This window comes from Stutzerimonas urumqiensis, assembly GCF_003640395.1.
In the GTDB taxonomy this organism is placed as follows: domain Bacteria; phylum Pseudomonadota; class Gammaproteobacteria; order Pseudomonadales; family Pseudomonadaceae; genus Stutzerimonas; species Stutzerimonas urumqiensis.
In genome coordinates this window covers 456,309-467,657 of sequence record NZ_RBZQ01000004.1, presented here as the reverse complement: position 1 = coordinate 467,657, position 11,349 = coordinate 456,309, and the positions used below count along the sequence as shown (strand labels likewise).

Genomic DNA, 11,349 nt, shown 5'->3' with positions numbered 1-11,349 from the left:
AGCGATCGACACCCGCGTGTTGATCACTGCAACGGATCGCTAGCGCGGATGCTCGTCAGGCCAGCCCTTTGCTCGCCAGCATGCGCCCGGCCCATTGCACGATCAGCGTGAGCACCACCGCATGCAGCACGGCCACCATCGCGAAGGCCAGCAGCACCTCGACCAGCGGCGCCATGCCGGGCAGCAGAATGTTGCCGAACAGGATCTGGAACAGCAGGTCGATCAGCAGGAAGGCGGAGATGACGGTCGTCTTCTCGCCGCGGTCGAAGTAACGGCCGTTGCGACGACCGAAGGCAAGGCAGGGCCAGAGGCCGGCGCCTGCCAGCAGGCCGATGAACACGCCCTCGTTGGCGCCGACTCCGAGCATGCTGAGCAATTGGCCAAGCAGAAGAAGCAGGCCGACGTAGGTCAGCAGGTAGCGCAGTACGACCGCTTTGATCGTCATGAAGGCATCTCTCTTGTTGTTATGGATAGCGGCTTGTTATGGATAGCGGCCTGACCGATCAGGCACCCAGAGCATGGCGGCAAAGCCGGGAGGTGTCACCCCTGCCTTGGTCGAAGCGGTGGTCGTGAGGCGGTAGATGCCTGCCGGATGCGGCAGGCTGGAACGAGCGACAGGCAGGCGGGCTTAGGCTCAGCCCGCTGTGAAACCGGTCAGATGGCTTCGGCCCAGAGGTCGTATTCGTCGGCGTTGGTGACCCGCACCCAGACCTTGTCGCCGGGCTGGAGCGGGTGCTCGCTGTCGACGTAGACCATGCCGTCTATCTCCGGCGCGTCGGCGTAGGAGCGGCCGATGGCGCCTTCGTCGTCGACTTCGTCGATCAGGACTTCGAGTTCCTTGCCGATCTTGAGCTGCAGGCGCGCCGCGGAGATCGCCTGCTGGTGCGCCATGAAGCGCTCCCAGCGATCCTGCTTGACATCATCCGGCACCAGTTCGAGGCCCAGCTCGTTGGCCGGTGCGCCCTCGACCGGCGAGTACTGGAAGCAGCCGACGCGATCCAGCTGCGCCTCGGTCAGCCAGTCCAGCAGGTACTGGAAATCCTCCTCGGTCTCGCCGGGGAAGCCGACGATGAAGGTCGAGCGGATGATCAGCTCCGGGCAGATGGCGCGCCATTGCTTGATGCGGGCGAGCGTCTTGTCCTCGAAGGCCGGGCGCTTCATCGCCTTCAGCACCTTGGGGCTCGCATGCTGGAAGGGGATGTCCAGGTACGGCAGCAGCTTGCCGGCCGCCATCAGCGGGATGACGTCATCGACGTTCGGGTACGGATAGACGTAGTGCAGGCGCACCCACACGCCCATCGAGGACAGCGCCTCGCACAGCTCTTTCATGCGCGTCTTGACGGGCTGGCCGTCCCAGAAGTCGGTCTTGTACTTGAGGTCCACGCCGTAGGCGCTGGTGTCCTGGCTGATGACGAGGATTTCTTGCACGCCGGCCTTGACCAGCCGCTGCGCCTCGGACAGCACGTCGCCCACCGGGCGGCTGACCAGCTTGCCGCGCATCGAGGGGATGATGCAGAAGCTGCAGCTGTGGTTGCAGCCTTCGGAAATCTTCAGGTAGGCGTAGTGGCGCGGCGTGAGCTTGATGCCCTGCGGCGGCACGAGATCGACGAAGGGGTCGTGCTCCTTGCTCGGCGGCACCACCTCGTGCACCGCGTTGACCACCTGCTCGTACTGCTGCGGGCCCGTCACGGCCAGGACACTGGGATGCACGTTGCGGATGTTGCCTTCGTCCACGCCCATGCAGCCGGTGACGATCACCTTGCCGTTCTCGGCGATGGCCTCGCCGATGGCATCGAGCGACTCGGCCTTGGCGCTGTCGATGAAGCCGCAGGTGTTGACCACCACCACGTCGGCGTCCTCGTAGGTCGGCACCACCTGGTAACCCTCCATGCGCAGCTGCGTGAGGATGCGCTCGGAATCGACGGTGGCCTTCGGGCAACCGAGGCTGACGAATCCGACTGTTGGCGCTTTGCTCATGGGGGAACCCTCGGGACACCGGAAAAAATGGCGCGCGAGTATACAGCGATTCGCGCCGCTCAGCGGTGACCGAAACTCGGCCAGGGCGGCCGGTCGTCGGGCTGTAGGACTCGCGATCCCGCGCAGCCTGTCGCTCGATTCCGCGCGGCTGATCCGCCTCCGCGCGCTCGGCGCATCAGGCTTGCCAATTGGCCGTTTCGTCGCCTCCGGTGCCAGGTGTCATCGTATGGTCACTCAGGCGGCTTTTCATGGACGACGCACACCGCGCTTCACCCTCCCACCAGTAGCGAGTATTGCGCCTGGCCCACGTAAGCTCATGCAGTCACTGTAGTTTTCTGGCGCTCTCTGAAAGGAACAGGCAATGACCGTCAAAGTGTCGAGTAACGCCGTGGGTAACGTATCGGCGAATTCGGATACCACCCAGGCATGGGAGGAGGCCGCCGAGCAAGCCAGGGATGCCGGAATACGGTGGGAGAGGCCGGAGGGCGACGACCGCTCGGCACAAGAGATCATCGATGACAGCCCGCTGCTGAAGAACCTCGGCAACCAGGGCGACGTGAAAGACATGCTGCGCGACCGGGTCGGTGATTTCGAGAAGGACGCCGACGCCGCGTACCGCGCCGTCCAGGTGCTCGAGCACATCGAGAAGCTGGATGAACGCGGCAACCGCGTCGCCAGCAACGATGTGGACAACGGCCGGGTGGACGGCTTCACCAGCAGCGGCGAGGCAAGGCACGGCACCGAGGCGGGCCGTCTGCAGGACTTCGGCAAGTATGGCTTTTCCCACCTGAAAGGCGAGCTGCGCGATGTGAGCACCGTCGCCGACGACCCGGAGGCGCGCAAGAATGCCGAAGCCGTCGGGATCGAATGGGAACGCTCCGCGGGAGACGATCGCTCGGCGCAGGACATCATCGATGACAACCCGCTGCTGAAGAACCTGGGCAACCAGAGCGACGTGCGGGACATGCTCAAGGAGCGGGTCGGCGACTTCGAGAACGACGCCGACGCCGCCTACCGGGCGGTCCAGGTGCTGGAGCATGTCGAGAAGCTCGATGGCGATGGCAACCGCATCATCGGAGACGACATTGGCAACGGCAGCATCAATGGCTTCACCAGCAGCGGCGAAGCGAAACACGGCACCGAGGCGGGCCGGCTGCAGGATTTCGGCAAGTACGGGTTCGGTCATCTGAAGGGCGAGCTGAAGCAGGTGTCGCGCGCCGCGGATGACGAACAGGCCCGCGAGATGGCCGAGAAGCTCGGCATCCAGTGGAAGCGTCCCGAGGGCGACGACCGCTCGGCGCAGGACATCATCGACGACAACCCGCTGCTGAAGAACCTGGGCAACCAGAGCGGCGTGAAGGACATGCTCAAGGAGCGGGTCGGCGACTTCGAGCGTGATGCCGACGCCGCTTACAGGGCCGCGCAGGTGCTGGAGCACATCGAGACGCTCGACGGCAACGGCGACGTCATCGCGGGGAAAGACGTCGCGAACGGCAGCGTCGACGGGTTTACCAACAGTGGCGAGGCACGGCACGGCACCGAAGCGGGCCGTCTTCAGGATTTCGGCAAATACGGCTTCGCCCACCTGAAGGGCGAGCTGCGTAGTCCCGCCTCGGCCGGGGATGACAAGGCCGCCCGCGAGCAGGCCGAGAAGCTCGGCATCGTCTGGGAACGTCCCGAAAACGACGAGCGCTCGGCACAGGACATCATCGACGGCGATCCGCTGCTCAAGAACCTCGGCAACCAGAGCGGCATCAAGGACCGCCTCAAGGAGCAGGTCGGCGACTTCGAGAAGGACGCCGATGCCGCGTACCGCGCGTCGCAGGTGCTCGAATACATCGAGACGCACGATGCCGATGGCAAGTTGATCACCGGCGGCGACGTCGGCAACGGCAGCATCGACGGCATCACCAAGGACGGCGAGGCCAGGCACGGCACCGAAGCGGGCCGGTTGCAGGACTTCGGCAAGTACGGCTTCTCCAGCCTGAAGGCAGGCGAGGTCACCGAGACCAGCAAGCAGGATTTCGAGCGCAAGAGCGCGGGGCTGCCGCCGATGAGCGAAACGGACGTCGCCAGCCTTGAAACCACCACCGTCGACCCGAACGACAAGAGCCGCAAGCTCACCGTCAGCGAGCTGACCTGGCAGAACCTGATCAACGAATGGAAGACCGGCATCGCCAACGGCACGATCGCGAAGGACGACGACCGCGCCAAGCTGTACAACGCCTTGCGCGCCCAGGCCGCCAGCGAGAACGGCCTGGACATGGTCACGCTGGACATCTCGATGGGCCAGAGCACGTCCAAGGTCAATGGCGAAGACTTCGCCTCGATCATCGACCGCGCGAAGGTCGATGAACAGGTCGCCGAGCTGTTTGGCTCCGAAAGCGTCCAGAAAGACTTCCAGGCCCAGCAGAGCAAGGCCCTGGACGCATTGCCGGACAAGGACGCCGTGCTCGAGAAGCTCGAGAAGATGGCCTTCTCCGAGGAATACTCGCGCTATATCGCCGAGCTGAAGAACGACCAGAAGGGCGACCTGGCCGAAGCGGACATCGGCAAGACCTACGCGGCGCTGGCCGCGTTCGATCCCGACAAGGCTGCCCAGTTCTCGCAGCACATGATGATCGACGCAACGACGATGGACCTCGACAAGTTGCTCGCCGACCCGTCGGGCATCAATGACGAAAACACCGTTCTCGCCACGCAGGACACCATCAAGACGCTGCTCGCCGCGCTGAAGAAAGGCGGCATCGACATGACCCGTCGCACGGTGGAGACCGAGCGGTTCGTCCAGGAGTTTCTGGGCAACAAGCAGACTGCCAAGGCCTTCGGCGATGCCCTGAAGGAGCTGGGCGCGACCTTCGCCAAGAACGGCACCGTGACCCAGGCCGACATCGACAAGGTCATGGGCAAGGACATCTACAAAACGCTGGGCGAGGGCGCGCACGGCAGCATGCTCAAGACCCTCACCGAGCTCAACGGCAACGGTGCGCTGGGCTCGGCGGGTGGCCTTATTTCGCTGGCGTCGGGCATCTACCAGATTGCCGGCAAGGGCGGCACGCTCGCCGATACGCCGGAGGAGCGACTGGCGATCGCGAAGGACTTCGTCAGCGTGCTGGGCGCCGGTCAGCACTTCGTCAATCTGGGCAGCAACATCGTCGACAGCATTCGCGGCACTCATGTGAACCAGATGCTGGGGCTCGACAAGTCCTTGCCTCAGATCTTCGGCAAGGACGTCCCGAACGGCGCCGGCCGCAACATGGGACTGGTCGAAGGCGACCTGCACAAGCTGCTCACGGATTTCAACGATGCCCTCGAAGCGACGCCTATCGCTGATCAGGACAAGCTGGCCAAGAAGCTCGACCTGACACCGGAGCAGTGGACGCAACTCAACGAAGGCTTCCGCGATGGCTTCGCCAAGAACCCCGGGCTCAACGGCAGCACGCCGACGAGCCGTGGCGTATCGGCGTTTCTTCGGGTCATGGACGCCGGTGCCAATACCTTCACCGGCGTGGCTGATCTCGTCCTGGGTGGGCTGAAGATCAAGTCCGGGCTCGCCAGCAACGACAAGGTGGCGGTCGCCCAGGGCGCGATCACGGTGGCGGCCGGCGCCTTCAACTTCGCGGGCGGCGGCGCGCAGATGGCGGCGCTCATGGGTTCCAGCGCCGCCCGTGCCATCGCCGCACCGCTGCTTTGGGTCGGCGCCGCACTGACCGTCGCGTTGACGCCGTTCCTGATTGTCGAGGACATCAAGCACAACAACCGCATGGACGCCCACCGCGCCGATCTCAAGCAGCTGTTCGCCGATCTCGAGGCGCAGGGCCTGCTCACCGAGGACGGGCTGGAGCGCTACGAATTCCTCGACGAGTACATGTACAGCTACGGACAGCGCGACGCGCCGGACGATCAGAGCATCTTCGAGTACCGCGAGGAGGAGTACGAGTTCTTCGCCGAGAGCGGTTACTTGCCCTCGCCAGGCTTCGACTACGTCGCGCATGCCGACTACGAGGGCGATGGCAGCAACCTTCAGACCCAGATGGACAAGGGCAGCACCGTCGCCAGCTGATCCGGCCGAGACAGCTGCCATGGGCGACCTTCGTGAGGTCGCCACCGCTCACCCGAATGGCTCAGGGGCCATTCGGGTTTTTTCTTGCGTGGCGATGGCGTCGCCCGCTCCGGCGAGCTGTTCGCCCTGAGGTTGCCAGCGAGCCAGCTCGTGGCTGGTCGCGCATCCTGTCCTTCTGCAATTCAGGCAGATACCGCTAAAGTTGTCCGCATCGTTTTCCAGCCAGAGAGGGCCGAATGAATACACCGATCGAAGTTACCGAAGCGTCCATCGCCGACCTGCGCGAGGCGCTGGATGGCGGGCGGGTCACGGCGGTCGAGCTGGTGCAGGCCTATCTCGCGCGGATCGAGGCCTACGATGGCCCCGACACCCCGACCGCGCTCAATGCGGTGGTGGTACGAAACCCGGCGGCGTTGGAGGAAGCGCGGGCATCCGACGCCCGACGCGCGCGGGGCGAAACGCTCGGCCCGCTCGATGGCATCCCCTATACGGCCAAGGACAGCTACCTGGTCAAGGGGCTGACGGCGGCGTCCGGCAGCCCGGCCTTCGCCAAACTCGTCGCCTACCGCGACGCCTTCACCATCGAGCGGCTGCGCGCGGCGGGTGCGATCTGCCTCGGCAAGACCAACATGCCGCCCATGGCCAACGGCGGCATGCAGCGTGGCGTCTACGGGCGCGCGGAAAGCCCGTACAACGCAGACTACCTGCCCGCGCCCTTTGCTTCCGGTTCCTCCAACGGCGCCGGCACCGCGACCGCCGCGAGTTTCGCCGCCTTCGGCCTGGCGGAGGAAACCTGGTCCAGCGGTCGCGGGCCGGCGTCGAACAGCGGCCTCTGTGCCTACACGCCGTCGCGCGGGGTGATCTCCGTGCGCGGTAACTGGCCGCTGACGCCGACGATGGATGTGGTCGTGCCCTTCACCCGGACCATGAGCGACCTGCTCGAAGTGCTCGACGTTATCGTCGCGGAGGACCCGGACACGCGTGGCGACCTGTGGCGCATGCAGCCCTGGGTGCCGCTGCCGAGCGTGGCCTCGGTGCGCCCGGCGTCCTACCTGGAACTGCTGTCGAAGGCCGATGCCCTGGCGGGCAAGCGCTTCGGCGTACCCAGGATGTACATCAACGTCGATCCCGAGGCAGGCACCAGCGAGAACCCCGGCATCGGCGGGCCGACCGGGCAGCGCATCCACACGCGGCCGTCGGTCATCGCGTTGTGGGAAGACGCCCGCCGAGCGCTCGAGGCGGCCGGCGCCGAGGTGGTGGAGGTCGACTTTCCGCTGGTCTCCAACTGCGAAGGGGATCGGCCGGGCGCACCGACCGTGTTCAACCGTGGCTTGGTCTCCAAGGAATTTCTGCACCACGAGCTGTGGGACCTGACGGCCTGGGCCTTCGACGACTTCCTGCAAGCCAATGGCGACCCGGCGCTGAACCGGCTGGTGGACGTCGACGGGCCGCAAATCTTCCCGCATGAGCCCGGCACTCTGCCAAATCGCGAGGGCGATCTGGCCGCCGGCATGGACGAGTACGTGCGCATGGCCGAGCGCGGCATCACGCCGTGGGACAAGATCGAGACGCTGCCGGACGGCCTGCGCGGTCTGGAAGAGACGCGCCGGATCGACCTGGAAGCGTGGATGGACCGGCTCGGGCTCGACGCGGTGATCTTCCCGACCGTGGCGGACGTCGCGCGGGCCGACGCCGACGTCAACCCGGCGTCGGCGGACATCGCCTGGAGCAATGGTGTCTGGGTCGCCAATGGCAATCTGGCCATCCGGCATCTGGGCGTGCCTACCGTCACCGTGCCCATGGGCCTCATGGACGATATCGGCATGCCGGTCGGCCTGACCTTCGCCGGCCGTGCCTACGACGATTCATCGCTGCTGCGCCTGGCTGCCGCCTATGAGGCCACCGGCAGCAAGCGGCGCGTGCCTCCGCGGACGCCGCCCCTGAGCTGAAAAATGACGGGGCGATAAGGTCTCGGCTAGTTTGCGACGGCGCTAGAGACTTCGGGGTTCGGTAGAGCGGCGGCAGTCGCTAAAGTCCGAGCTCCGGCGCCGCGTCTTTCAGCCAGAAGCGCGCGCCCCCGGCGCCAGCCTGCGCCTTTAGTGGTTCGCCCGCCGGGAGACGCATCCAGCTCCACGGCGCCAGGGCAACGTCCGCCCCAACCAGGTTGCCCTCCAGCATCAGCAGCTCCAGGCCGCGCGGGTTGGGATGGGCGATCGAGCCCTCGGGCGCAACCGCCTCGATGCCGACGCGTTCATTAACGTTCTCGAACAACGGCTGGCTGCCCGCCGCCTGCAGGCTGATCACGCACTGCTCGCGGTCGTCCGGATGGAACTGCCGCAGGCGAACGAAGATGACGCACCCGTTCGTCGAACCGGGCGTGTGCCGGCTGCCGGGTGGATTGCGCAGGTAGCTGCCCGCCGGGTAGCGGCCGTGCTCGTCTTCGAACACACCCTCGAGTACGAGGATTTCCTCGCCGCCGCCGTGTTCATGCGCGCTGAAGTGGCTGCCGGGCCGGTAGCGCACCAGCGAGGTGGCACGCGCCTGTTCGCCGCCGAGACGGTAGAGCGGGCGTCGTTCCACGCCGGCCAATGGGCTGGGCAACCAAGGCAGATGGGTGCCGTGCGCGATGGCCCGCTCCTGCAACTCGGCATTGATTCGTTCGGCTATCACGGTTTCGCTGGCCTCCCTTTGGCGCACTGACGCGAGGATCTCAGGTCGCGACAGCATAGCGTGCGATTGGCCCGCGTCTGATCGGCATTTACGGCTCGTCATGAGTGGGACCTCGGTCGCTGGGCGGTTCGACGGTCTTGGCTGGTCGATCAGCTCTAAATTCATCGCCCATGACGTTGCGGCCTGGGCGAGCCTGGTTGTTCGCAGGTCGCGTTCGTCGCGATCGCGCGCAGCGAATCCGTATTTGCGCTCGGTCGCCTCGGGCTCTACAACCTACTCTTTGCTGCGACAAATGCCCGGCAGCACCCAGACGACGAGGCCTCGATGACCACCGCCAATCAGCAATTCGCCAGCGACAACTATTCCGGAATCTGCCCTGAAGCCTGGGAGGCCATGGCACGGGCGAACCAGGGCCATGACAGAGCCTACGGCGACGACCAGTGGACCGCGCGCGCAGCCGATCACTTTCGCGACCTGTTCGAAACCGACTGCGAGGTCTTTTTCGCTTTCAACGGCACGGCGGCGAACTCGCTGGCGCTGTCGTCCCTGTGCCAGAGCTACCACAGCGTGATCTGCGGCGATATCGCCCACATCGAAACCGACGAATGCGGCGCTCCCGAATTCTTCTCCAACGGCTCCAAGCTGCTGGTCGCGCGGACCGAGCAGGGCAAGCTGACCCCGGCTGCGATCCGCGAGATCGCGCTGAAACGCAAGGACATCCACTACCCCAAGCCTCGCGTGGTCAGCCTCACACAGGCCACCGAAATCGGCACCGTCTACCGGCCGGACGAGCTGCGCGCCATCAGCGATACCTGCAATGACCTGGGGCTGCACCTGCACATGGACGGCGCCCGCTTCGCCAATGCCTGCGCGCACCTGGGCGCCTCGCCGGCGGCGCTGAGCTGGAAGGCCGGCGTCGACGTGCTCTGCTTCGGCGGCACGAAGAACGGCATGGCGGTCGGGGAAGCCATCCTGTTCTTCGATCGCGAGCTTGCCACCGACTTCGAGTACCGCTGCAAGCAGGCCGGCCAGCTCGCCTCCAAGATGCGGTTTCTCTCCGCGCCCTGGGTGGGCCTGCTGGAAAGTGGCGCCTGGATGAAGTACGCCGAACACGCCAACCGCTGCGCGCGGCTGCTGGCCGAGCTGATCGGCGATGTGCCGGGTGTCGAGCTGATGTTCCCGGTGCAGGCCAACGGTGTCTTCGTCAGCCTGCCGCCCTTGGCGCTGGAGGCGCTGAGAAGCCGCGGCTGGATGTTCTACACCTTCATCGGCGTCGGCGGCGCGCGCTTCATGTGCTCCTGGGACACCAGCGAAGCGCGCGTACGCCAGCTGGCGGATGACATACGCAGCGTTTTGGCCGAGCACCAATAGCCTTCCCTGCGACGCCCGCAGCGTGGCCCCGAGCTATCCGGCAAGACGCGGTCGCGGGTACAGGTCGTCGGCAGGCGGCCGAAGCCTGCGTTGCCTTGCCTGCGACCACAGATGGAACAGGGCGACGGCGAGCAGCAGCTCGGCGAGGTCGCCGCCGTAGTACATCAGCTTCGCCGCGGCCTGCAGCTCATCGAGGCTGGCCGCGGTTCCGCGTGGGTACGCCAGGCCATACATGAGCTTGGCGAGCAGCGCATGAGCGGCCGTCCCGACGAACAGCACCATCAGCCGGAGGCGAAAGCCCGGCCGATGCGGCGCCGGGTCGGGTCCGGCGATCGCCCAGCTGTAGAGGTAGCCGGCAACCACGAAATGCAGCATCAGCCAGCCGTGAAGCAGTGGGTCATGCAGGCTGCGATGGAACAGAGGCGTCAGGTAGAGCACGTAGAGCCCGCCGATATCCAGCAGCAGCGCAGTCACCGGATGCGTGAGCAGGCGGATCGGTGCGCTCGCCAGCAGCCCCAGCCAGCGTCGCGCGGCCAGGGGAGAGAGGCACCTCAGGATCAGCGTGCCCGGTCGGCCGAGCATCAGCGGCAGCGGTGCGAACATGCCGAGCAGCAGGTGCTGCGCCATGTGACCGCTCGGGCTGGCATGACTCCACGCCTGCATGCCCGGCATGAGTGCCCCCGCCAGCAGCAGGCAGCCCAACGCGAACCAGGCCGTACGCACCCGCGGCCAGCGACCCCGGCGCCGGCACCGCAGGCACACGCCATAGAGCAGCATGAGCAGTGCCGGCAGGCCCAGTTCAGGGTGCATGCCGGGCTCGCCGCAGCAGCCACCAGCCGATCAGCAGCAGCGCCACGCCCGCCGCATTCCAGCCAAGGTCGTACGGCCAGAGGTTATCGACGTAGCGCACCTGATGGACGCGCAGCACCTTGTGATCGATCACGCCATCGAACAGCTGGAAGCCGCCCGCGCCGAGAAAGAGCCCGGCCCGCGCGTACCCCTTCGCCAGCGCCTGCTGTCGCTTGAGCTCCGAGAGCAGAAAGAAGCCGGCGACCAGGAAGATGAGTTCGGCCGCGTGGAGCAAACCATCCGAGAGCAGGCCGATCGCCGGGGTCGCGCGATCGAAGAAGTGATGCCAGGCCAGCAGCTGGTGGAAGACGATCTCGTCGACCGCGGCCATCAGGCCCACGCCGATCAGGAGCACGGCGACCAGCGAGCGGCGGGTATCGAGGGGTTGCTGGCCTGTGGGCTTCATCGCGGCCTCCGGT

The 11,349-nt window shown here is 66.0% G+C and carries 8 protein-coding genes; 3 read left to right on the top strand and 5 right to left on the bottom strand.

Going from position 1 to position 11,349, the window contains the following annotated elements; all coding sequences use genetic code 11:
* Positions 1 to 55: 55 nt before the first annotated feature.
* Both D7325_RS10580 and rimO read right to left on the bottom strand, forming a co-directional pair.
* A complete protein-coding gene (locus D7325_RS10580; RefSeq protein WP_120995520.1) occupies positions 56 to 445 on the bottom strand; it encodes an ABZJ_00895 family protein in 390 nt (129 codons plus the stop codon).
* 209 nt (positions 446 to 654) lie between these two features.
* Positions 655 to 1,977 (bottom strand): 30S ribosomal protein S12 methylthiotransferase RimO, encoded by a 1,323-nt coding sequence (rimO, locus tag D7325_RS10575; protein ID WP_120995519.1) that lies wholly within the window; start codon positions 1,975 to 1,977, stop codon positions 655 to 657.
* Positions 1,978 to 2,338: 361 nt separating this feature from the next.
* Here rimO and D7325_RS19170 point away from each other — a divergent pair, with 361 nt between their 5' ends.
* Together D7325_RS19170 and D7325_RS10565 are read left to right on the top strand one after the other, a co-directional pair.
* A complete protein-coding gene (locus tag D7325_RS19170; protein WP_177431788.1) occupies positions 2,339 to 6,040 on the top strand; it encodes a hypothetical protein in 3,702 nt (1,233 codons plus the stop codon).
* 236 nt (positions 6,041 to 6,276) lie between these two features.
* Positions 6,277 to 7,989: an amidase gene (locus tag D7325_RS10565; RefSeq protein ID WP_120995518.1), complete on the top strand. Its 1,713-nt coding sequence runs from the start codon at positions 6,277 to 6,279 to the stop codon at positions 7,987 to 7,989.
* Between the two features lie 79 nt (positions 7,990 to 8,068).
* Here the strand turns inward: D7325_RS10565 and D7325_RS10560 are convergent, their stop codons facing one another.
* On the bottom strand, positions 8,069 to 8,710 hold the full coding sequence (locus D7325_RS10560; protein WP_120995577.1) for a cupin domain-containing protein: 642 nt from the start codon (positions 8,708 to 8,710) through the stop codon (positions 8,069 to 8,071).
* Positions 8,711 to 9,034: 324 nt separating this feature from the next.
* Between D7325_RS10560 and D7325_RS10555 the strand changes: the two genes are divergently transcribed.
* Positions 9,035 to 10,081, top strand: a complete 1,047-nt coding sequence (locus D7325_RS10555) for a threonine aldolase family protein (protein ID WP_120995517.1) — start codon at positions 9,035 to 9,037, stop codon at positions 10,079 to 10,081.
* A 33-nt stretch (positions 10,082 to 10,114) separates the two neighbouring features.
* Here the strand turns inward: D7325_RS10555 and D7325_RS10550 are convergent, their stop codons facing one another.
* Positions 10,115 to 10,891 carry a cytochrome c oxidase assembly protein gene (locus tag D7325_RS10550; RefSeq protein ID WP_120995516.1) on the bottom strand — a complete coding sequence of 259 codons (777 nt, stop codon included), beginning with the start codon at positions 10,889 to 10,891 and terminating at the stop codon, positions 10,115 to 10,117.
* Entirely contained in the window at positions 10,881 to 11,336 is a 456-nt protein-coding gene (locus tag D7325_RS10545; protein ID WP_120995515.1) for a DUF2243 domain-containing protein, read from the bottom strand. The genes D7325_RS10550 and D7325_RS10545 overlap by 11 nt, the downstream gene beginning before the upstream one ends.
* Positions 11,337 to 11,349 lie beyond the last annotated feature (13 nt).